We start from the raw sequence: 21,930 nt of genomic DNA, 5'->3' as shown, positions 1-21,930 counted from the left end.
GCTTAGGAGGAAACGAATGAAGACGGATATTGAAATTGCACAGGAAGCGGTTATGGAGCCCATAGTGCGGGTTGCGGAAAAGCTGGGGATAAAGGAGGATGATCTGGAACTCTACGGAAAGTATAAGGCCAAGATTTCCGATGAATTCATAGACAGTATACAGGACAGGCCGAATGGCAAGCTGGTTCTTGTAACTGCGATTAACCCCACTCCTGCAGGGGAAGGAAAAACGACTACCAGCGTAGGGCTGGGCGAGGCCTTCGGGAAATTGGGAAAAAAAGCCGTGATAGCTCTGCGTGAGCCGTCTTTAGGCCCTTGCTTTGGGATTAAGGGAGGAGCTGCGGGCGGCGGATACGCCCAGGTAGTTCCTATGGAGGATCTGAATCTTCATTTTACCGGGGATTTCCATGCAATCACTTCTGCCAATAATTTATGCGCGGCGCTTCTTGATAATCATATTCAACAGGGAAACGAATTAGGAATTGACACCAGACAGGTTGTCTGGAAAAGATGCCTGGATATGAATGACAGGGTTCTGCGTAATGTTGTGGTCGGCCTGGGCAGCAAAATGGACGGCACGGTGAGAGAGGATCATTTTGTCATTACGGTAGCTACAGAAATTATGGCCGTTCTGTGTCTGGCGGAAGATATGGATGATCTGAAGGAACGTCTTTCCCGTATGGTAGTTGCCTATACCTTTGACGGAAGACCGGTTACTGCTGGAGATATCCATGCCGTAGGTTCTATGGCAGCCCTGCTTAAGGATGCCCTGAAGCCCAACCTGATCCAGACGCTGGAGCATACCCCTGCCATAGTGCATGGAGGCCCTTTTGCCAATATTGCACATGGCTGTAATTCGGTCAGGGCTACGAAAGCGGCCCTTAAAATGGCTGATTATGTAATTACGGAGGCCGGATTCGGCGCCGATCTGGGAGCTGAAAAGTTTTTTGACATCAAATGCAGGATGTCCGGGCTGAAACCCGACGCAGTAGTCCTTGTGGCTACGGTCAGGGCATTGAAATATAACGGAGGGGCAGCCAAAGCGGATCTGGGAACGGAAAATCTTGAGGCGCTGGAAAAAGGAATTGTGAACCTGGAGAAGCATATTGAAAATCTGCAGAAATATGATGTGCCTGTGGTAGTCACCTTAAATTCTTTTGTATCTGATACGGAAGCGGAAATCGCGTATGTAAAGAGCTTCTGTGAGGAACGGGGCTGTGAGTTCGCTATTTCCCAGGTATGGGAAAAGGGAGGGGAAGGCGGAATCGCCCTTGCTGAAAAGGTTCTGGATACTCTGGAAAAGAAGGAAAGCCATTTCCATGTTTTGTACGCAGACGAGCTTAGTCTTGAGGAAAAGATTAATGCGGTATCCCGGGAAATTTACGGAGCGGATGGCGTGGTATATTCCCCTGCGGCGCAGAAGCAGCTGAAAAAGCTTACAGAGCTGGGATTCGGCGGCCTGCCCGTATGTATGGCAAAGACTCAGTATTCTCTTTCTGATAATCCCGATCTGCTCGGAAGGCCTGAGGGCTTTGAAATGAGCGTAAGGGAGGCTTATGTATCTGCAGGAGCAGGGTTTGTGGTGGTGCTGACCGGAGCGGTCATGACAATGCCGGGCCTGCCCAAGACGCCTGCTGCATTTAATATTGATGTGAATGAGGAAGGACGTATAACCGGTCTTTTCTGAGATAATAAACAGTATTTGTGGTATGGACCCCAAAAACAGTCACAGTCTGACAGGCAGGAGGCGATGCTTTATGGCAAAGATAATAGACGGCAAGGCCGTTTCCAAAGCGATCAAAGATGAAGTAAAGCAGAAGGTGGAGGAATTGCGGGCAAAGGGAATTACGGTTACCCTGGCGGTGATTCAGGTGGGAAATAACCAGGCATCCACCGTATATGTGAATAATAAAAAGAAAGCCTGTGAGTATACGGGAATCCGTTCCCTGGCATATGAACTGCCGGAGGAAACCACACAGGAGGAGCTTCTTGACCTGGTTGAGGAGCTCAATGCCAGAGAGGATGTAAATGGTATTCTGGTTCAGCTTCCGCTTCCTTCCCATATGGATGAAGACGCGGTTATACGCACGATTTCCCCGCAGAAGGATGTGGACGGATTCCATCCCCAAAGCGTGGGTGCGCTGTGCATCGGCCAGCCCGGATTTGTATCCTGTACGCCCGCAGGGATCATCGAGCTTCTGAAGCGTTCGGATATTGAAATTGCCGGGAAGGAATGTGTGGTTATCGGCCGCAGCAATATTGTGGGCAAGCCTATGGGCATCCTTCTTCTGCGGGAGAACGGCACCGTTACGATAGCGCATTCCCGGACACAGGATTTGAAAGCGGTGGCTAAAAGAGCCGATATCCTTGTTGTTGCTGTGGGAAAAGCGAAGATGATCACCAGTGAGTATGTAAAGCCCGGCGCGGCGGTAATTGATGTGGGCATGGATCGAGACGAAAATAATAAGCTTTGCGGGGATGTGGATTTTGAAGATGTATCTCAGGTGGCGGGAGCCATCACCCCGGTACCCGGCGGTGTGGGCCCTATGACAATTGCCATGCTGATGCATAATTGTCTGGAATCCGTAAAACTGCAGGGAAAGTAACAGGAAGGGTTTTATATGAAATGTCCCAGATGTGGAAATGAACTTAAGGACGGAATGCTGTTCTGCGAACATTGCGGGGAAGAAATCCGGATTGTTCAGGATTTTGAACCGGAAATGGAGATGAACATGGAAACCTTTTCCACGGAAACCTTCTCCGTGGAAGAGGATTTTCCCATGGATGAAATTCTGTCCGACAGGATGGAATCCGCGCGGCCCAAGGATGCCGGAGGTTCCATGAAGGCTCCCGGGACAGAACCCTTCCTGAAAGGAAAAATCCGGCGTATAAAAAAGCGTTTTCTGTCTTTGTCTATACAGCGGAGAATTGTTACGGTAATCATCCTTCTGCTGCTGGTCTTTGGGGCCGGAGGCTCTGCGGTGGCGGGGGTCAGGCATTTCAGCGCAGATTATCAGTATAATAAGGCGATGGAATACATAGATAAAAAAGATTACGTGAAGGCCTGTGCCTATGCACAAAGAGCGGTGGAACTGGAACCGGACAATGTGGATTATCTGCTTCGGCTGGCCGGCTGTACTTATGCGGCCGGAAATGAAGAGGATACCATATCTCTCTGCTATACAATAATTGAGATGGATAACAGTAACGAGGCGGCCTATAAACGGCTGATATCCATATATGAGAGCAGAAAAGAATATGATATAATTAATGAACTGCTTCTTTCCTGCGGAAATGAACAGATTGTAAATCAGTATCCGGCTTATATAGCCAAGCCCCCTGAGTTTTCTTATAAAGGCGGTGTTTATAATGAAACGCTGTCCGTGAAAATTATTGCCAATACGAAGGGAACCATTTATTATACAACGGATGGGAGTGTGCCGGATGAAAACAGCCTGGTATATTCCTCCCCTATTTTCCTGGAATCCGGGCAGTATGATATCCGGGCGGTATTCATCAACGCTTATGATGTAAAGAGCGAGGAAGCCAGTGAATATTATTATGTGGATGTGACCGTACCGGAGGCTCCTCTTGTTGCCCCGGAGGAAGGGGAATATACCCGTCCTGCCTTAATAACGGTGGAAGCCCAGGAGGATTATACAGTTTACTATACTACAGACGGAACGCTTCCTACGGCGGACAGCACGCAGTATACCGGGCCGTTTCCCATGCCCGTGGGTGTAAACACCTTCCGTTTTGTCTGCTACAGTGCTTCAGGGGTGGCGGGAGAAGAAACACAGGTGAAATATTCGCTGAACCTGCATGCGTCTCTGAGCATAGAAGCTGCAAGGAACAAGCTTCTTTTTGAATTAGTAAATGCGGGAATTATCCAGAATATGGGCGGAAGCGTAAAGACGGGAACCGGTCACAATGTTTACGGTTATAAATACGCGGTGACCATCGACGGAACGGATTATTATCTTTACCGGGAATATTACGAAGATGATGCGGGAAACCGTGCCGGTACCGGCACAGATTATGTGGTGAGCATCATGGATGGGTTGTGTTATAAAGCTGTACAGGCTGTTAAAGAAGCTTCGGCGTCAGGTATTAAGGCAGACGATTCACAGACTCTGCCTGATTCCGGAGGTGATGAGGGACAGGAAACGCGCAAGGAACCTTGGCCCACATTGACGCTGCAAGATATAAATTCCGGAACAAACCTTCCGGAGGAGTAACTATTATAAGGCATAAATAAACAAATGCAGATGGAGGGAAAAAATGTATCAGATTTTACAGGCAAGAGAACTGACCACGAACATTTTTCTGATGGTAGTGGAAGCGAAAAGGGTTGCAAAATCCTGTGAACCAGGACAGTTTGTAATCGTAAGAAAGGATGCGGATGCGGAAAGAATTCCGCTTACAATCTGCGATTATGACAGAGAAGCGGGAACGATTACTATCGTTTTCCAGATTGTTGGAGCAGGAACCCTTGAAATGTCCTCCCTGAAGGCTGGGGATGCTTTCCATGATGTGGTAGGTCCTTTGGGACGTCCTTCTGAACTTGTGGAAGAGGATTTGGAAACACTGTCCCGTAAAAAGATCCTCTTTGTAGCAGGCGGTGTGGGTACGGCTCCCGTATATCCCCAGGTAAAATGGCTGCATGAGCACGGAATCGCAGCGGATGTTATCGTAGGCGCCAAAACAAAGGATCTTCTTATACTGGAAGAGGAAATGAAGGCCGTAGCTGGTAATCTTTATGTGACCACGGACGACGGATCCTATGGAAGAAGCGGTATGGTTACCCAGACAATCCAGGATCTCGTGGAAAAGGAAGGCAAAACCTATGATGTATGTATTGCCATCGGTCCCATGATCATGATGAAATTTACCTGTAAAATGACTGAAACACTGAATATCCCCACAGTTGTCAGTCTGAACCCCATTATGGTGGACGGTACGGGTATGTGCGGCGCCTGTCGTGTAACAGTAGGCGGTGAAGTGAAATTTGCCTGTGTGGACGGCCCTGAATTTGACGGACATAAAGTCAATTTTGATGAAGCCATGAAACGCCAGCAGATTTATAAGACAGAAGAAGGCAGGGCTTTCCTGAAAGCCAAAGAAGGAGCAACCCATCACGGCGGATGCGGAAATTGTGCAGGCTGAATGAAATGCAATGCAATTACGAGTTGATTGACAAAATGGAGGATGATTATGGACGTTTTAAATAAAGTACCTGTAAGGGAACAGGATGCAAAGGTCAGGGCTGCCAACTTTGAAGAGGTGTGCCTGGGTTACAATAAAGAAGAGGCGATGGAGGAGGCTGTCAGATGTATTAACTGCAAGAATGCGCAGTGTATTAAGGGCTGTCCCGTATCTATCAATATTCCCGGTTTTATCGAAAAGGTAAAGGAAGGGGATATCGAGGCTGCTTATCAGGTGATCAGCGAATCCTCAGCCCTTCCCGCGGTGTGCGGCCGTGTATGCCCTCAGGAAAGCCAGTGTGAGGGAAAATGTATCAGGGGAATTAAGGGAGAGCCTATCTCCATCGGTAAGCTGGAACGCTTTGTAGCCGACTGGGCAACAGAAAATAACATTAAGCCTGAAGGCGCAAAAGAGAAAAAAGGAAAAAAAGTTGCCGTTATAGGATCCGGCCCTGCAGGCCTTACCTGTGCGGGTGATCTTGCAAAAATGGGTTATGAGGTTACTATTTTTGAAGCCCTTCATGAGCCCGGCGGTGTTTTGGTTTATGGTATTCCCGAGTTCCGTCTTCCCAAGGAGAATGTGGTTCAGAAGGAAATCGAGAACGTAAAATCTCTGGGAGTTACTATTGAGACAAACGTTATTGTTGGAAAATCGGTAACTATTGACGAACTTCTTACGGAAGAAGGATTTTCCGCAGTATTTATCGGTTCCGGAGCAGGACTTCCCAAATTCATGGGAATTCCCGGAGAAAATGCCAACGGTGTATTTTCCGCCAATGAATATCTGACAAGAAGCAACCTGATGAAGGCTTTCCGCGAAGATTCCGAAACGCCTATCATGCGCGGGAAAAAGGTTGCCGTAGTAGGCGGCGGAAACGTGGCGATGGATGCTGCCAGAACAGCGCTCCGCCTTGGCGCTGAGGTACATATCGTATACAGAAGAAGTGAAGAAGAGCTCCCTGCCCGTGTGGAAGAAGTCCATCATGCGAAGCAGGAAGGAATTATCTTTGATCTTCTCACGAATCCTGTGGAAATCCTTGAGGATGAAAACAACTGGGTATGCGGCATGAAATGTGTGAAGATGGAGCTGGGTGAGCCTGATGCTTCCGGCAGAAGACGTCCTGTGGAAATTCCGGATTCCGAATATGTAATTGACTGTGACACAGTTATCATGTCCCTGGGAACTTCTCCGAACCCGCTTATTTCCGCCACTACCAAAGGGCTGGAAACCAACAAGTGGAAATGTATCGTTGCAGATGAAGAGTTCGGCAAGACCTCCAAGGAAGGTGTTTACGCCGGCGGTGATGCCGTAACCGGAGCCGCCACAGTAATCCTGGCAATGGGGGCTGGCAAGGCTGGCGCTAAAGGAATCGATGAGTATTTATCCAAGTAATACCATTGCCTGCAATGGGGGCTGGAAAAGCTGGCGCTAAGGGAATCGATGAGTATTTATCCGAATAAGGGAGTTTACTATGGTAAACCATATTGTATTATGGAATTTTAATGAAACGCTGACCGAAGAGCAGAAAGCGGAAGCTGGCAGGAGAATCAAGGAAAGCCTGGAGGCCATTAAAGAAAAGGCACAGGGCGTTATCAGCCTGGAGGTTCGTGTCAATGAACTGACATCCAGTAATAAGGATATTGCCCTGCTTTCCTCTTTTGAGTCGGTTGAGGCTCTGAATGCCTATCAGATCCATCCGGATCATGTGAAGGCGGGAGCCTATATTAAAGAAGTGACCTGTAACAGGGCTTGTTTTGACTACGAAAGCCTGTAAAAAGGAAAAAAACAAGGAGGTAACGCTATGCCCTGGTGCCCAAAATGTAAGAACGAATATGTGGAAGGCGTGAAAACCTGTACGGACTGTGGCTGTGAATTAATAGATTCTTTGGATGAACTTGAGAAAGAGGGACTCATTTTCGGGAGTGAGGAGGAGATGGAGGAATTGCTCGCCTTCTTCTCCTGCAACGGACTGAAAAGCGGAGAAATCCGTTTCGATGAGACAGAGGATTTGTATGAATTGTTCATAGCCTCGGAAGAGAAGGTCAGGGCTTCCCGTTACCTTCAGGTTTTCCAGAAGGAAAAAAATCTGAAGGAGCGGAAGGAAAAGGCCGGTGAAGAAGGCGTTCAACTTTCTGAAGAAGAGACGGCGGCTGAAACGGAAGCTCTTTTGGATGTGGAAGAAGAAAAAGAAGCGGAAGCCGTTGTATCGGAACCGCTTTACGAAGCGGCTTCCCAGAAGGCGGAAAATTTCCGTTCGGGAGCGTATACCCTTCTTGTGGCGGGAATTGCCGGGATGATACTTCTTGTATGTGTTTATGCAGAAGTTTTGCCCATCCGATTCTACGGCAGTGCGCGATATCTTACCGGCGGTGTAATGGGAGCTCTTTTCCTGTTATTTATTGTTATGGGTATCCTTTCCCTGAAATCTTCAAGAAAATTTGAAGGAAAGGCAAAGGAAGAATCTGCATTGAAGGAAGAACTCCGCAGATGGTGTGACGAAAATCTTACCTCATCAAAGGTGGATTCCTCGATACCGGATCTTCCGGAAGAGGAAGAATTACGATATTTTAAGCGTACGGAGCAAATCCGCAGTATGATTTCCAAAAATTTTCTGAATTTGGAGTCCGGTTATCTTGAAAATTTTGTGGATGAAATTTACCCGGATATTTTCGGTGATGACAAAGAAGATGAATAAAAAACCGCGGGAATAACCTTTCGTTTGAGTCGTCAGGAGTCAGGCGATGCGCGGAATAAAAGGAGCGGACAGCAGCCTCTGAATATTATTCAGGGGCTGTTGAAGCGTATCAGGGATAAATATATGAAAATATCAGTAATATGTGTGGGAAAGGTCAAAGAAAACTTTTACAGGGAAGCGATTGCAGAGTATGCAAAAAGGCTTTCCAGATACTGTAAACTGGAAATACTGGAAGTGGAAGATGAAAAGACGCCCGACCGGCCGAGTGATGTTATGAAGGAGCAGATCCTGAAGAAAGAGGGAGAGCGTATGAACCGCTATATCAGGGATGATGCGTACAAGATTGCTCTGGCCATTGAAGGGAAAAAGATGGATTCTGAAAGGTTCGCATCAAAAATCGGAGGATTGGGAGTAAAAGGCGTCAGCCATATACAGTTTCTGATCGGCGGTTCTCTGGGACTTCATCCGTCTGTCCTGCAGAAATCGGATGAAAAGCTGAGTTTTTCCGATATGACCTTTCCTCATCAGCTGATGCGGGTGATCCTGCTGGAACAGGTTTACAGAGGTTTTCGGATTAATGCCGGGGAACCGTATCATAAATAAAGCCGAGAGCATGTCCGTTTTATAAAAGGCTCCGGGAAACAAAGCCTCCACTTTACCACCAGCCTTTTCGGATGGTTTATACTATATCGGTATTCCATTCAAGTGTGGTAAAGAGGAGGTAATTTCATGGAAAATATGTTTCTTGAGGAAGCTGAATATCTGGATATGGTAAAAGAGCAGCTGGAGGCTGCTCTGGATAAATACGACAAATCGGCAGCCGGGTATGAAGAGGATTATAACAAAGCGAGGCGATATCTGACAGGCTGCTGGAATGAGATGGATCCCATGGAACGCTTTTCCAATGAGAGATCTATAAGCTGTATAGAAGCTACCGGCAATCATACACTTGCCTCGTATAACAGGGTAAAAAAACTCAGAGAGTCTCCGTATTTTGCACATATAGATTTTCAATTTGACGGCGATACAAACGCCGAAGAGATCTACATTGGCCTCTTTGGGTTTACAGATGACCATGGACGTACGCTTATTTATGACTGGAGAGCCCCTATTTCCGGCATGTATTATGAATATCAGACAGGGCCTGCGACTTATGAAGCTCCGGCAGGCAGAATTCAGGGGGAAATCGTACGTAAGCGGCAGCTTAAGATAGAAAAAGGTAATCTGGTTTATGTCCTGGAAAACACCATGAATATTGATGATGATATTCTTCGTAAGGAATTAAGCTCCACCTCAGATGAAAAAATGAAGAATATTATCGCCACTATTCAGAAGGAACAAAACCGGATTATACGTAATGTGAATGACGAAATCTTAATTATACAAGGCGTGGCCGGATCAGGAAAAACTTCTATAGCGCTGCACCGGATAGCTTTTCTGCTCTATCGTCAAAAGGAGCGTCTGAGAGCTCAGAATGTCGCGATTATTTCTCCGAACAAGGTTTTTGCAGACTACATTTCAAACGTTCTTCCGGAACTGGGAGAAGAGCCGATTTCAGAGCTCAGTTTCGAAGAGATTGCAAAAATGATTCTTGGAAATAAGATATTCTTTGAAAAGTATGCTGTTCACGCGGAGGATCGCTCCCAGGAGTGGATGAAGAAGCTGGAATACAAATCATCTGCAGATTTTGTACGGCAGACAGATGACTATCTTATAGATGCGGAAAAGCGATATTTTATCCCCTGTGACTGTACAATCGGATGCACGGCTGTTCCCGCTGATTTTATACAAAAACTCTATAATTCTTATCGCAGTTATCCAATCATGCGGCGGTTTCCTAAAATGGCAGATGATATTCTGGAAATGCTGAAAAGGAGGAATACCTTTTCGGAAACAAAATTGCCTCCCAAAGGAGAGATTGTCAGGAAACTGCGTTCTATGTTTAAAATGGACGGAACGCTGGAGCTTTACCGTGATTTTTACTCCCGTCAGGGAACAACGGAGCTGTTTGAACTTGCCGCCGGGAACACTCTGGAATGGCCGGATGTCTACCCATATCTTTATATGTACCTGGCTGTGGAGGGGAATGGTGAAGAAAGTGCCATTCAGCATCTTGTTATTGATGAAATGCAGGACTATACACCGATTCAGTACGCCGTCATAAACAAACTGTTCCGCTGCAGGAAAACCATTCTCGGAGATGTCGGACAGTCCATTACCCCCTATAACAGCTGTTCTCCCGAAATTTTCCGGCAGATATTCGGAAAAGCAACGTTTGTCAGTCTTACTAAAAGCTATCGCTCTACCTGTGAAATCATTGAATTTGCAAGATCTATCAAGAGTGATCAGCGAATTCAGCCGGTTGAACGCCACGGAGAGACACCGGAAGCAGTCTGCTGTGCGGATCCTGAACAGGAATTAACAATCATCCGCCGAAAGGCTGAAGCGTTTTTAAAAAGCTCCTATGCGACGATGGGAATACTTTGCAAAGATTTCCGGCAGGCAAATCTCCTTTATGAATACCTGTCAAAACAGTATCCGGTTCATCTTTTGAATTATGAGAGTACTCATTTTGAAAATGGGATTCACATTACTTCGATCCCTCTTTCTAAGGGGCTGGAATTTGATGAAGTGCTCATTCCTTTTGTGAATGCGGGCTCTTATCAAACCGAATTTGACAGAAATCTGCTGTATATTGCCTGTACCAGAGCCATGCATAAATTGAGTTTGACGTACTGCGGTACTGTCACGGAATTACTGCAAATATAAGCGTGTTTTTCAACGTTCTGATTTCTGATAAGGAATGTAAAAGGGCAGAGCGGCTTTATAGAGTGAGAATATGTCAGAAAATAGCGGAAAAGAAAAAATATCCCACAGAAACTGCCATGGAGAGATACCTTCCGCAGTTTCTGTGGGATTTCAGTATATCAGCAGACTGTGCGGTTACGCCCGGCCTGGACGCCGGAAATCAGCAATATGAATATCTGTTATTTCATCGTGATAAATGCCTGCATTACATTATGAAAATACATCTGCAGAATAGGTATAATCATTTTATGTAGCCAACCGTTTCTGAATTATGATTAGTTATGACTTACTCAATAGATTATAGCACAAAGGAGATGTAAGTCAAGAAGTGGATCAATACCACTATAGTGATGAAAATATAATAACTTATTTCAGGATCATATATTATTAAAAAATACTTTGATTATTAAACATAAATTAACTATAATAAATAGCGGGCGATTAACAGCAGAATTCTAAGGGGAGATATGGTATGGGATTAATTGAAATGGCAAGTGGAAATTCCGTCTGGCGGGGAATGGATTACTACAAAAACAAAAAAGTTATTGCTTGGGAGAAGTCAGGGACTGATACTTATGATGGTAAAGTTTCCGGAAGTGGGAATAACAAATATTTTGTACATATTGATAAGGCACATCCAAGAAAATCCACTTGTAATTGTCCCTTTGCGGAAGGCAGACGTGTAGTTTGCAAGCATATGATTGCTCTGTATTTTACGGCAGAACCCCAGGCTGCAAAAGATTTTCTCAAAAAGGTGGAACAATGGGAGGCCGAGGAGGCTGAGCGGGAGAAGCAGCATTATGATGATCTTAAGAAGTATGTAAAAGGACTGTCTAAAACGGAATTGCAGGAACAATTGTTAAATGCACTGGTTGAACTGGAAGAACGACGAAATTGTTATTGGTAAGAATTTTTAAAGAAAATAAAAGGAGCACAAAAGATGGAACGGAATTTGATAATGCTTGGTACAGGAAATGCTATGGTAACGAAATGCTATAATACCTGCTTTGCCATTCAGAACGGAGAGGAATATCTTCTTGTGGATGCCGGAGGCGGAAACGGGATTCTGGGCCGTATGGAAGAAGCAGAGATCCCTGTGGATAAAATCCATTACATGTTTGTTACCCATGCCCATACCGATCATGTGCTGGGAGTTGTGTGGGTGATACGGAAGGTAGCCACTATGATGCGCAGCGGCGCTTACGAAGGCAATTTTAAAATATACTGCCATGAGGATCTTGCCGATACCATTATGCAGCTGTGTACGCTTACTCTGGTAAAAAAATTCACTGTCTTTCTGGGAGACAGGATACTGATTAAAAAGGTAAAGGACGGAGGAGAAAAGAAGGCGGCGGGAATGAAGCTCACCTTTTTTGATATCCATTCCACAAAAACAAAGCAGTTTGGTTTTCAGGCCCGCTTCGAAGACGGTATGGTGCTTTCCTGTCTGGGGGATGAACCCTACAGGGAGGTAACCAGACCTTATGTGGAAGGCTGTGACTGGCTTTTGAGCGAGGCCTTCTGTCTGGACAGGGATAAAGAGATATTCCATCCTTATGAAAAGCATCACAGTACGGCTCTGGATGCCGGAAGGCTGGCGGAGGAACTGCATGTATCCAATCTTGTGCTGTACCATACGGAGGATACCTGTCTGGAGAAAAGAAAGGAAACCTACAGCCGGGAAGCAGCCCTTTCATTCCATGGCACGGTTTACGTACCGATGGATCTGGAAAGAATCCGGTTATGAAGAGGTAAAAACGCTCATATAATGCAGTATGAGTAGAAAAATCAGTGCTTCCAAAAAGAAAAAAATAATGGAAAAGAGCCCGAAAGAGCAGCTTGTCGATACCCTGAAACTTCCGAAAGATATGCTTTTGGGCGCTTCCATCCTGACCATGACCGGGAATCATGAGCTATGGGTGGAAAATTACAAGGGGATTATTGAATATACCAGAGAATCTATAATCCTGCAGGCCAAGACCGGACAGATCTCCATCTGCGGATGCGGGCTTGTCATTGATTATTATACCAACGAGGATATGAAGATAATCGGAACGATCCAGTGTATCCGGTATCTTTAAATTGAGGAGGAAATAATCATGAGAGAATTTTTCCGGTATCTGCAAGGATATCTGAAGATAAAAGTATGGGGATATTCTCCTGAACGGTTTATGAACCTGTGCAGCAATCACCATATCCTGTTGTGGGATATTGCAAGGCAGGAGGATTGCTATACCATGTATATCAGCCTGTCCGGTTTCTACAAGCTGCGGCCGATAGTGAGAAAGACCGGAACAAGGGCAGCCGTTCTGGAACGATACGGACTGCCTTTTTTTATACGGAAAATGAGAAAAAGGAAGATCTTTGCGCTTGGACTTCCCTGCTGCCTGGCCTTTCTCATAGCCATGTCCCAGTTTGTATGGGCCATAGATTTCGAAGGGAATGTTTCCATTACAGACGATGTACTCATGGATTTCCTGGCGGAAAAGGGAATTGATTATGGGGTGGCAAAAAATAAAATCGATATTGAAGCCTTGGAGGCCAGCCTGCGAGAAAATTTCGATATTGTCACCTGGACCTCCGCCAGAATAGAAGGCACCCGGTTTATTGTAAAAATAAAAGAAAATGATTTGGCGCCGGATGAAGCTCCGGATGAGAAAGAGAACTGGCCGGGAAGCAACCTTATCGCCACGCAGGATGGTATTGTGGTTTCCATATTGACGCGACAGGGAGTTCCCCTTGTTACGGAGGGTACCCCGGTTCAGAAAGGGGATGTTCTCGTATCCGGGGCAGTGCCTGTCATGGCGGATGACGGAACGGTCAGGGAGTATCAGTTCTGCCATGCGGACGCGGATGTATCTCTGGTATATGAGATTCCCGTGCATGAGGAACAGCCGCTCATGTACGAATACAAGAATTACACCAACCGGGAAAAAAAGGATGTTTTCTTTTCCCTTGGCCATAAAAGATATGTTTTAAAGCTGGGAGACTGCGGATTTTTAAAATATGACACTGTTCTGGACACCCGGCAGCTCTGCATTTTGAACCAGATTTATCTGCCGTTCTATTACGGCTTTGAGGTACACAGGGAATATCTTCCTGTAGAGGCCGTATACCAGGAAAACAAGGCAGAAGCGCTCCTGAATGAGAAGCTTTCAAAAAATATAGTAAGTTTAGAAGAAAAAGGGGTACAAATAATAGAAAAAGATGTTAAAATAGAAACAGCAGGCAATACGCTGGTTATGGATGGATATATGACGGTGCAGGGAAATGACGGAAAAGCACAGCGTATTGAAGCCGAACAGCCTGTTGCTGAGAATGAGACAGAATCCGGGAGCAGTCAGTAAATTTTATGGAGCAATTTGAAACGATCGTGGAAATGGATGCCGCACATATCCTGAATGTGTTCGGCGAGTATGATAAATACGTGAAGAAGCTGGAAAAATATCTGGATGTTACCATCGTTGACAGGGACGGCGGCGTGCGGATAAGCGGTTCACGAAAGCATGTGGAGCAGGCGGAGGCTATCTTAAGGCAGCTTCTGGAATTATCGAAAAGGGGAAACCAGATTCAGGAACAGAATGTGGATTATGCAATCGAGATGAGCATGGAAAGCAATAATGATGCACTTTTGGAAATAGACGGGGATCTGATCTGCCATACGGTGAGCGGCAAGCCCATTAAGCCGAAGACACTGGGGCAGAAACAATATGTGGATGCCATCCGGAACAATATGATTGTATTCGGCATGGGGCCTGCGGGAACCGGAAAAACATATCTGGCAATGGCAATGGCCATTACCGCGTTTAAAAATAATGAGGTGGAGAGGATCATACTTACCCGGCCGGCTATTGAAGCGGGAGAGAAGCTGGGATTCCTGCCCGGTGACTTACAGAGTAAGGTAGATCCTTATCTGAGGCCTCTGTATGATGCGCTCTACCAGATTATGGGAGCGGAGAGCTTTGTGAAAAATATGGAAAAGGGGCTGATTGAGGTCGCCCCTCTTGCTTATATGCGCGGACGTACCCTGGATAACGCATATATTATTCTTGATGAAGCGCAGAACACCACACCGGCGCAGATGAAGATGTTCCTGACAAGGATCGGCTTTGGCTCCAAGGTGATTGTAACAGGGGATGCATCCCAGAAGGATCTGATGCCCGGCGTGAATTCGGGGCTGGATGTGGCCGCTAAGGTGCTGCACAAGATCGATGACATAGCTTTCTGTACCCTGACAAGCAGGGATGTTGTCAGACATCCGCTGGTACAGAAGATTGTCAAGGCTTATGAGGCCTACGAAAATAAAGAACTGTCCAGAGAACGGACAAGGCCCCAGCAGCGGGACACAAAAGATAATTCCTATGCCAGAAAAGGAAAAGGACGATTTAACAGATGACCATTTTTGTTGAAAATGAAACAGACTATATCTTTCCCTTTGATCCCATTGAAACCGCTTCCCTAGTGGCGGGAGAGGTTCTTGAAGAGGAAAACTGCCCCTATGAGACAGAAATAAATATCCTTATTACGGACAATGAAGGAATCCGGATGTATAACCGGGAATACCGGAATATCGACAGGGAGACGGATGTCTTGTCTTTTCCCAATGTCCCGTTTGAGCTTCCCTCCGATTTTTCGGTGGCGGAGGAAATGGAGGCCGACTGCTTCCAGCCGGACAGCGGGGAGCTGATTCTTGGGGATATTATTCTTTCCTGTGACAGGATTCTGGAACAGGCGGAAAGCTTTGGCCACAGTATCCGCAGAGAATATGCTTTTTTAATAGCCCACAGCATGCTTCATCTGTGCGGCTATGACCATATGGAACCCGATGAGGCATCTGTTATGGAAGAAAAACAGAACCATGTTCTGGACAGGCTGGGAATTACCAGAGATATCAGTGATTGACATAATGACTTAAAGAATGGATTACAATACGAATGAGAGTGGCTATGGATAACCATAAGAAAAAAAGAAAAAGGAGAAAACAGGAAGGTATCGGGGGAAACGGCGCTTTTTTTGCGTGCTGCGGAGCCCTGGCAGGCCTGCTCTCCATGATAAAGAGGATTCCTCTTACCAATATCATCGGAGATAATGGAAATGCTTATTTCAGCATGGCTTTCGATACCTATACATTTTTCTTTTTATTCTGCGGCTATGCCGCACCTGCAGTAGTAGCAAAAATGACTTCGGCCAGATGCTCAAAAGGACAGTTCCGGAATACCCGCCGGGTATGGAATGTATCAATGGCCCTTACTCTGGGAGGCGGACTGTTATGTACCCTTTTAATGCTGTTTCTTTCTGATTTCCTCGCAGGAAGCATTTACGGAGAACCCCTGAGCGCTGTTGCCATGAAGATTCTTTCCATAAATATTGTATTGGCTTCCGTATTGGGCCTGTACAGGGGATTTTTCCAGGGAATGGGTACAATGGTACCTACATCCGTATCCCGGTTCCTGGAGGAGGTGCTCTGTCTTGCAGTGATGCTCATTGCTGCCGGCAATATGGGAGAATATGGGGCCAAGGTAGGCGCCCTGCTTCAGAACAGGAATTATGAACAGGCTTTCGGCGCGGCCGGAGGAGTTCTTGGCCTTACGATAGGAAGCGCAGTGCCGCTTCTGTTTTTACTGGTGGTTTTCGCCATGTTCCAGAGCAGTTTCCGGAAGAAGGAACGTAAGGACATGGGAAAGGGCACAGAAAGTTACCGCAGGATTGTACGAATCCTGGTTCTTTCCACCCTGCCGGTTGTATTGATAGCCCTGGTTACACAGGGAAGTGTAATTGTGGATCAGATTATGTTCCTCAAGCTGAGCCCGACAAGCCGGGATACCATAACACAATGGGGGGTTTTTTCCGGTAAATACAGGATCCTGGCAAATATGCCGGGGGTTGTGATTACCGCCGTATGCGCATCCCTTGTACCGGCTATTTCTGTTTCCAATGCAAGTATGAACATCGGAAGGCTGAAGGACAAGGCGCAGATGCTGATTCGTTTGTCGGTTCTGCTCGCGCTTCCTGCCGCCGTGTTTTTTGCCGTAATGGCGGATACGTTAATTCCCGCCCTGTTTAAGGTAGGGGAAATGGAGCTGGCGGCAAAGCTTCTTCGGATCGGAAGCATTGCCATAGTCTTCCAGGCGCTGTCCATGGCTCTTTCCGGTGTGCTTCAGGGACTGGAAAGGGAACGGAATGTGCTGATAAATTCTTTTATTTCTTTCTGCGTCCATGTAATTACCCTTTATGTGCTTATTGGCAAGGTGAAAATGGATATAACGGGTGTGGTGGTGGCTGTGATAGTACTTTTTGCACTGCTGTTTATCCTCAATCTCGTTTCGATACAGAGAAGGCTGGCTCTGCGTATTGACTGGGGGCGTATGATCGGAATCCCTGTCATTTCCGCCGGAGTATCCGGAGTGGTTATTTTCCTGATTAACAGACTGCTTACGGAAAAAATATCCAGCGGCGTTATGTCATGGATTTGCTTCCTTGTGGGAACACTTATTTATATTGCTTTGATTTTAGCGCTCCATGGAATATCGGAGAGGGAATTAAAGGAAATTCCCGGAGGCGAAATTATTATCTTTTTGGGAAAAGCTTTCCGGCTGATGTAGCCGGAATGGACGGGAAATTTGAGGGACAGCCGCTGTTTGCGGCTGTCTTTTGTATAAATAATTAAAAAAATGCTGATACTTGATACAAAAGGGACAGTAAGAGCAGGAGGTTCTTATGCGTTTGTGGAAAAAAATCAGCATATATATTATTTATCCTATTCTGATGCTTGCTGTAGGCTTTCTGGCCTCTGTAAAGCTTCATGATTTCTTTTATCCAAGCCAGAATGCCAAACAGGAACAGCAGTATGTGCAGGATGGCGGAAACGGGGACACGGCGGAAAACCAGGAAAGTATGGAGGCGCTGGGTACCGGCGGGGCGGTGATTACATGCGATACCCGTTTTGTCGTAAAAAGCCTGGATCTGACTGATTCCAGCAGGGAAGAGGAGGAAAGTCCGATACCGGAGCAGTATATCGGAATGGACAGAGACGAATTTCTTTCGGCGATGAACAGTTATTCGGAATCGCCATCTTTGAATGACCTGAATAAGGGTTTCCTTTCGCTGGATGTTCAGAAGTTTTCCGCACAGGAAGTGGTTATCCAGAAAAATTATGAAAGCAAAAAGAAATGTACCGAGTTCTACCTGGCCGTGGAAAATAACTATGTAGTGGTTTATGAAGCGGATAAAAAGACAAAGTATATGTCTACAGGAATCCCGCTGCAGAGTCTTTCCGCTGAATTGGCGAAGGAAATACTTCAGTTCAAATATGTGGGAAGTGAGGCCGAACTGTATAATTTCCTTGAGTCTTATTCCAGTTAGTATTATAATGGGAATAATTTGAGGACAGGAATCGGTATCCATGCAGAGAATAGATATTGGTATTATAGGCGGCGGCGCGTCCGGCCTGATGGCGGCTGTCGCGGCGGCTGACAGTGTGAAGGGGCGGCCCTGTGAAATCATAATTTTCGAAAAAAAGGATAGAGTGGGAAAAAAACTGCTGGCGACAGGGAATGGGAAATGTAATTTAACCAACCTGTCTTTTTCCGTGGAAAAACCCGGGCTTTTTTACAGAAGCCGGAACCCGGAGCTGCTGGCTTCTTTTTTTGCCCGGTTCGGCGCGGAGGATACTCTTAAGCAATTCGAACGGCTGGGAATGCTGGTAACGGACAGAAACGGCTATGTATATCCTCTTTCAGGCCAGGCGGCAACAGTGCTGGACACCCTGCGTTTTGCACTGGAGGAACGGAAAGTACATACAGTTACGGAATGCAGGGTGGAGCGGGCAGCGTACCGAAGGGAAGGACGTAATGCTGGTTTTTATGTGCAGACTCCCGATGAGAGCTATTTTTGCAGGCGGCTTATTCTTTCCTGTGGAAGTGCGGCAGGCGAAAAAAATGCCGATTTGGGAGGCTACGAGCTTGCCAAAGGCTTCGGACATACTCTGATAACTCCGCTCCCGGCTCTGGTACAGCTGCGCTGTGCCGGAAACTTCTGGAAAGGGCTTGCCGGTGTGCGGACAGAGGCCGGTATCCTTCTTACCATAGAAGGAAAAGGAAAGAAAGAAGAATATGAAGAACAGGGAGAGCTTCAGCTGACGGATTACGGGATTTCAGGAATTCCGGTATTCCAGCTGAGCAGATTCGCATCAGCGGCGCTTTCCCAGGGGCGTAAGGTGAAAGCCACCATTGATTTTCTGCCTGGCTTCCGGGACAAAGACGATGACTGGCAGGCCCTCATAAAGAAAAAATGCAGGGATTGCCGCCAAAGAAACATGGAAGTGCTGTTTAACGGTCTGGTAAATAAAAAAATAATCCAGACAATGTGGAAGCTGAACGGGCTGCATGGTGAAGATACTGTCTCGTCCGAGACATTTCCTGCCGTGGAAAAAGTTTTTTTCATGCTGCGGAATTTTGAGGTGACGGTGACCGCTTCCAATCCCTTTGCCAATGCCCAGGTGTGTGCCGGAGGCGTGCCACTTACGGAAGTGGATTCTCAGATGGAATCCCGCTGCTGCCCGGGCTTATATCTTGCAGGAGAGCTGCTGGATGTGGACGGCAGATGCGGCGGTTATAATCTCCAGTGGGCCTGGACAAGCGGGTATCTTGCGGGACAGGCGGCAGCGCTTTCAATCAGGACTGAGAGGAAAAAATATGATTAGGATACAGCAGATGAAACTGAAACCGGGCCATACGCCGGAGGCGGTGGAAGAAAAAGCCGCCAAAATCCTGCGTCTTGCCCCGGAACAGATCGCTTCCTGCAATGTGGTGAAGCAGTCCATAGATGCCAGAAAGAAGCCGGAGATATGGTTTTCCTATGTAGTGGACGTAACGCTGAAAAATGGCAGTGAGGAAAATGTGATTCGAAGGTGCCGCAATAATAGTGTTTCCCTGGTGAAGCCTGTCGTTTACCGCTTCCCGGAACCTGGAACGCAAAGCGCAAGGCACCGCCCGGTCATTATCGGGATGGGACCCGCGGGGCTTTTCTGCGGATATCTGCTGGCAAGGGCCGGATACCGCCCCATCCTGCTGGAACGGGGAAAGGATGTGCAGTCCAGAACCAGGGATGTGGAGAATTTCTGGGGAGGAGGCCCCTGTCTGCCTGATTCCAACGTGCAGTTCGGGGAAGGCGGAGCGGGAACCTTTTCCGATGGGAAACTGAATACGCTGATTAAAGATAAAGAAGGAAGAAGCGGCGAAGTGCTCCGCATCCTGGTAGAGCATGGGGCTCCATCCCGGATCCTGTATGAAAACAAGCCTCATATCGGAACGGATATCCTTTCTGAAGTAGTGAAGAACATGCGTGAGCAAATCCTGTCCTGGGGCGGAGAAGTCTATTTTAATGCACGTGTGGATCAGCTCCTTCTGGAAAAGGATGAGATAATCGGGGTAACGTGCGCCGACGGGCGGGAATTCCTTTCGGAAGCAGTGATTCTTGCCATTGGCCATAGTGCCAGAGATACCTTTGAAATGCTGGAACAAAAGCAAATTCCCATGGAGGCAAAATCTTTTGCCGTAGGCCTGCGTGTGGAGCATCCACAGGCGCTGATCAATCTGTCGCAGTATGCGGACGAGTGGCCGGAGCAGCTTCCTCCTGCCTCCTATAAACTGACGGCAAAGACAGAAGAGGGCAGGGGCGTATATTCCTTCTGTATGTGTCCGGGAGGTTATGTAGTCAATGCCAGCAGCGAAGAAGGAAGGCTTGCGGTTAACGGCATGAGCTACAGCCGGCGGGACGGGAAAAATGCCAACAGCGCCATCATAGTGACAGTCACACCGGAGGATTTCCAATTATATGCCGGTTCTTCCGGGGGACCGCTGGCAGGCATCGCTTTTCAGCGCATGCTCGAGGAAAAAGCCTGGAATATTGGCGGAGGGCGGATTCCGGTACAAAGATATGGAGAGTTTGCCGAAAAACCGAAGGGACAAAAAAATCAGAGGGTTCCCGCGGATTTTCTTCCCTGTATGAAAGGGGAATATATCTTTGCCGATCTGCGGCCGTTATTTCCCGCGCCGCTGAGAAAGGCCTTTATGGAAGGAATGGAAGTCTTTGACAGAATGATTCCCGGTTTTGCGGATGATGCGGTATGTCTTGCCGGTGTGGAAAGCAGGACATCATCGCCTGTGCGTATTACACGGCAGGATGATTTTCAGTCAACGATAAAGGGGCTGTACCCCTGCGGGGAAGGGGCCGGCTACGCGGGCGGCATCACATCCGCCGCCATAGACGGCATGAAAATCGCTGAAGCTATTGCGAAACGTTTTAAAATTATATAAAATAATGGGAAGACTTGAGATAAACGCAACGGAGGACGGTTAAGTGGAGCAGTATCGCGAAAAACTAAAGGATAAAAAGAGAATTGTCGTAAAAATAGGATCTTCATCCCTCCAGCATCCTGAGACAGGAGAGCTGGATTATATTAAACTGGAGGTCCTGGTCAGAGAACTGTGCAATCTGAAAAACCAGGGTAAGGAAGTGGTGCTTGTTACATCAGGAGCCATCGCCCAGGGGAAAAAGGCGATGAATCTGAAGGAAGAGGACATCACGGAGCATAACCGCATAGCTATGAAGCAGGCCTGTGCCGCCATAGGACAGTCCCGGCTCATGATGACCTACCAGCGTATTTTTTCCGAGTATAATCAGGTGACGGCCCAGATCCTCATGACCAAAAATACAATCGTGGATAACCTTAACCGTTATAACGCCCACAATACCTTTTCACAGCTTCTGCAGATGGGGGTGATACCGGTAGTCAATGAAAATGATACGGTAGCTACCTATGAGCTGGAAATGGACAATGATACACTGTCCGCCATCGTTGCGGCGCTGATAGGGGCGGATCTGCTGATCCTGCTTTCCGATATCGACGGCCTTTATACCGACGATCCCCGGAAGAACCCCGAGGCCAAATTTGTGGAAATCGTGGAAGAACTGAATGATACCTATATGGATATGGGTAAGGGCAGCACAGGAAGCAATGTGGGCACCGGAGGCATGAATACCAAGCTTACCGCCGCCAAAATAGCCACAAAGGCGGGAGCGGACATGCTGATTGCCAACAGCCGGGATATCCGTATTATACATAGGCTGATGGACGGCAGAAATTACGGAACCCTGTTTGTTGCCAAAAGGGATGAAAATTTTGATCTTCCCGGCTTTGTAAGCAAACTGAATAAATAAAA

The 21,930-nt window shown here is 47.0% G+C and carries 20 protein-coding genes; all 20 read left to right on the top strand.

All coding sequences use genetic code 11. The features are described from left to right. Positions 1-16: 16 nt before the first annotated feature. The 20 genes from BLA28_RS27530 (at position 17) to proB (ending at position 21,928) form a co-directional block, all read left to right on the top strand. On the top strand, positions 17-1,687 hold the full coding sequence (locus BLA28_RS27530) for a formate--tetrahydrofolate ligase (protein ID WP_009252828.1): 1,671 nt from the start codon (positions 17-19) through the stop codon (positions 1,685-1,687). Between the two features lie 70 nt (positions 1,688-1,757). Further along, positions 1,758-2,606, top strand: a complete 849-nt coding sequence (gene folD / locus BLA28_RS27525) for a bifunctional methylenetetrahydrofolate dehydrogenase/methenyltetrahydrofolate cyclohydrolase FolD (RefSeq protein WP_069159475.1) — start codon at positions 1,758-1,760, stop codon at positions 2,604-2,606. 15 nt (positions 2,607-2,621) lie between these two features. Next, positions 2,622-4,238: a chitobiase/beta-hexosaminidase C-terminal domain-containing protein gene (locus BLA28_RS27520; protein ID WP_069159474.1), complete on the top strand. Its 1,617-nt coding sequence runs from the start codon at positions 2,622-2,624 to the stop codon at positions 4,236-4,238. A gap of 43 nt (positions 4,239-4,281) precedes the next feature. Then, positions 4,282-5,166 (top strand): sulfide/dihydroorotate dehydrogenase-like FAD/NAD-binding protein, encoded by an 885-nt coding sequence (locus BLA28_RS27515; RefSeq protein WP_009252825.1) that lies wholly within the window; start codon positions 4,282-4,284, stop codon positions 5,164-5,166. A 48-nt stretch (positions 5,167-5,214) separates the two neighbouring features. Then, positions 5,215-6,597 (top strand): NADPH-dependent glutamate synthase, encoded by a 1,383-nt coding sequence (gene gltA / locus BLA28_RS27510; RefSeq protein WP_120094562.1) that lies wholly within the window; start codon positions 5,215-5,217, stop codon positions 6,595-6,597. A gap of 79 nt (positions 6,598-6,676) precedes the next feature. After that, a complete protein-coding gene (locus BLA28_RS27505) occupies positions 6,677-6,979 on the top strand; it encodes a Dabb family protein (RefSeq protein WP_044969076.1) in 303 nt (100 codons plus the stop codon). 27 nt (positions 6,980-7,006) lie between these two features. Beyond that, complete coding sequence (locus BLA28_RS27500; RefSeq protein ID WP_069159473.1) at positions 7,007-7,900, top strand: hypothetical protein; 894 nt, start codon at positions 7,007-7,009, stop codon at positions 7,898-7,900. Between the two features lie 123 nt (positions 7,901-8,023). Then, positions 8,024-8,503, top strand: coding sequence for a 23S rRNA (pseudouridine(1915)-N(3))-methyltransferase RlmH (gene rlmH, locus BLA28_RS27495; protein ID WP_044969127.1), 480 nt, complete (start codon positions 8,024-8,026; stop codon positions 8,501-8,503). Positions 8,504-8,629: 126 nt separating this feature from the next. Continuing rightward, the gene (locus tag BLA28_RS27490) at positions 8,630-10,669 is read left to right on the top strand and encodes a HelD family protein (protein ID WP_069159472.1); all 2,040 of its coding nucleotides are present in this window, start codon (positions 8,630-8,632) and stop codon (positions 10,667-10,669) included. A 511-nt stretch (positions 10,670-11,180) separates the two neighbouring features. Further along, positions 11,181-11,615 (top strand): SWIM zinc finger family protein, encoded by a 435-nt coding sequence (locus BLA28_RS27480; protein WP_044969067.1) that lies wholly within the window; start codon positions 11,181-11,183, stop codon positions 11,613-11,615. A 33-nt stretch (positions 11,616-11,648) separates the two neighbouring features. Continuing rightward, positions 11,649-12,455 carry an MBL fold metallo-hydrolase gene (locus BLA28_RS27475; RefSeq protein ID WP_069159470.1) on the top strand — a complete coding sequence of 269 codons (807 nt, stop codon included), beginning with the start codon at positions 11,649-11,651 and terminating at the stop codon, positions 12,453-12,455. Positions 12,456-12,522: 67 nt separating this feature from the next. Next, a complete protein-coding gene (locus BLA28_RS27470; protein WP_044969125.1) occupies positions 12,523-12,789 on the top strand; it encodes a YabP/YqfC family sporulation protein in 267 nt (88 codons plus the stop codon). Between the two features lie 18 nt (positions 12,790-12,807). After that, a complete protein-coding gene (locus BLA28_RS27465) occupies positions 12,808-14,055 on the top strand; it encodes a sporulation protein YqfD (RefSeq protein WP_016359718.1) in 1,248 nt (415 codons plus the stop codon). A 5-nt stretch (positions 14,056-14,060) separates the two neighbouring features. Continuing rightward, the gene (locus tag BLA28_RS27460; protein WP_069159469.1) at positions 14,061-15,104 is read left to right on the top strand and encodes a PhoH family protein; all 1,044 of its coding nucleotides are present in this window, start codon (positions 14,061-14,063) and stop codon (positions 15,102-15,104) included. Beyond that, complete coding sequence (gene ybeY / locus BLA28_RS27455) at positions 15,101-15,610, top strand: rRNA maturation RNase YbeY (RefSeq protein ID WP_044969062.1); 510 nt, start codon at positions 15,101-15,103, stop codon at positions 15,608-15,610. Before BLA28_RS27460 ends, ybeY begins: the two co-directional genes overlap by 4 nt. 44 nt (positions 15,611-15,654) lie before the next feature. Beyond that, positions 15,655-17,310, top strand: a complete 1,656-nt coding sequence (locus BLA28_RS27450; RefSeq protein ID WP_069159468.1) for an oligosaccharide flippase family protein — start codon at positions 15,655-15,657, stop codon at positions 17,308-17,310. 115 nt (positions 17,311-17,425) lie between these two features. Next, positions 17,426-18,070 (top strand): hypothetical protein, encoded by a 645-nt coding sequence (locus tag BLA28_RS27445; RefSeq protein WP_050018747.1) that lies wholly within the window; start codon positions 17,426-17,428, stop codon positions 18,068-18,070. 40 nt (positions 18,071-18,110) lie between these two features. Continuing rightward, the gene (locus BLA28_RS27440) at positions 18,111-19,409 is read left to right on the top strand and encodes an aminoacetone oxidase family FAD-binding enzyme (protein ID WP_069159467.1); all 1,299 of its coding nucleotides are present in this window, start codon (positions 18,111-18,113) and stop codon (positions 19,407-19,409) included. Next, positions 19,402-21,024 (top strand): NAD(P)/FAD-dependent oxidoreductase, encoded by a 1,623-nt coding sequence (locus BLA28_RS27435; RefSeq protein WP_069159466.1) that lies wholly within the window; start codon positions 19,402-19,404, stop codon positions 21,022-21,024. The genes BLA28_RS27440 and BLA28_RS27435 overlap by 8 nt, the downstream gene beginning before the upstream one ends. Before the next feature lie 43 nt (positions 21,025-21,067). Next, positions 21,068-21,928 (top strand): glutamate 5-kinase, encoded by an 861-nt coding sequence (gene proB / locus BLA28_RS27430; RefSeq protein ID WP_044969053.1) that lies wholly within the window; start codon positions 21,068-21,070, stop codon positions 21,926-21,928. The last annotated feature ends 2 nt before the right edge of the window (positions 21,929-21,930 follow it).

Source organism: Eisenbergiella tayi (assembly GCF_001881565.1).
Classification (GTDB): domain Bacteria; phylum Bacillota; class Clostridia; order Lachnospirales; family Lachnospiraceae; genus Eisenbergiella; species Eisenbergiella tayi.
This window is presented reverse-complemented; position numbering and strand designations above follow the sequence as displayed.

Coding starts and splice junctions, on each gene's coding strand:
- BLA28_RS27450 (WP_069159468.1), top strand. CDS start 15,655: ATGGATAACCATAAGAAAAAAAGAAAAAGGAGAAAACAGGAAGGTATC.
- BLA28_RS27460 (WP_069159469.1), top strand. CDS start 14,061: ATGGAGCAATTTGAAACGATCGTGGAAATGGATGCCGCACATATCCTG.
- BLA28_RS27515 (WP_009252825.1), top strand. CDS start 4,282: ATGTATCAGATTTTACAGGCAAGAGAACTGACCACGAACATTTTTCTG.
- BLA28_RS27470 (WP_044969125.1), top strand. CDS start 12,523: ATGGAAAAGAGCCCGAAAGAGCAGCTTGTCGATACCCTGAAACTTCCG.
- BLA28_RS27530 (WP_009252828.1), top strand. CDS start 17: ATGAAGACGGATATTGAAATTGCACAGGAAGCGGTTATGGAGCCCATA.
- BLA28_RS27440 (WP_069159467.1), top strand. CDS start 18,111: ATGCAGAGAATAGATATTGGTATTATAGGCGGCGGCGCGTCCGGCCTG.
- BLA28_RS27500 (WP_069159473.1), top strand. CDS start 7,007: ATGCCCTGGTGCCCAAAATGTAAGAACGAATATGTGGAAGGCGTGAAA.
- BLA28_RS27480 (WP_044969067.1), top strand. CDS start 11,181: ATGGGATTAATTGAAATGGCAAGTGGAAATTCCGTCTGGCGGGGAATG.
- ybeY (WP_044969062.1), top strand. CDS start 15,101: ATGACCATTTTTGTTGAAAATGAAACAGACTATATCTTTCCCTTTGAT.
- gltA (WP_120094562.1), top strand. CDS start 5,215: ATGGACGTTTTAAATAAAGTACCTGTAAGGGAACAGGATGCAAAGGTC.
- BLA28_RS27435 (WP_069159466.1), top strand. CDS start 19,402: ATGATTAGGATACAGCAGATGAAACTGAAACCGGGCCATACGCCGGAG.
- BLA28_RS27475 (WP_069159470.1), top strand. CDS start 11,649: ATGGAACGGAATTTGATAATGCTTGGTACAGGAAATGCTATGGTAACG.
- BLA28_RS27505 (WP_044969076.1), top strand. CDS start 6,677: ATGGTAAACCATATTGTATTATGGAATTTTAATGAAACGCTGACCGAA.
- rlmH (WP_044969127.1), top strand. CDS start 8,024: ATGAAAATATCAGTAATATGTGTGGGAAAGGTCAAAGAAAACTTTTAC.
- BLA28_RS27490 (WP_069159472.1), top strand. CDS start 8,630: ATGGAAAATATGTTTCTTGAGGAAGCTGAATATCTGGATATGGTAAAA.
- folD (WP_069159475.1), top strand. CDS start 1,758: ATGGCAAAGATAATAGACGGCAAGGCCGTTTCCAAAGCGATCAAAGAT.
- BLA28_RS27445 (WP_050018747.1), top strand. CDS start 17,426: ATGCGTTTGTGGAAAAAAATCAGCATATATATTATTTATCCTATTCTG.
- BLA28_RS27520 (WP_069159474.1), top strand. CDS start 2,622: ATGAAATGTCCCAGATGTGGAAATGAACTTAAGGACGGAATGCTGTTC.
- BLA28_RS27465 (WP_016359718.1), top strand. CDS start 12,808: ATGAGAGAATTTTTCCGGTATCTGCAAGGATATCTGAAGATAAAAGTA.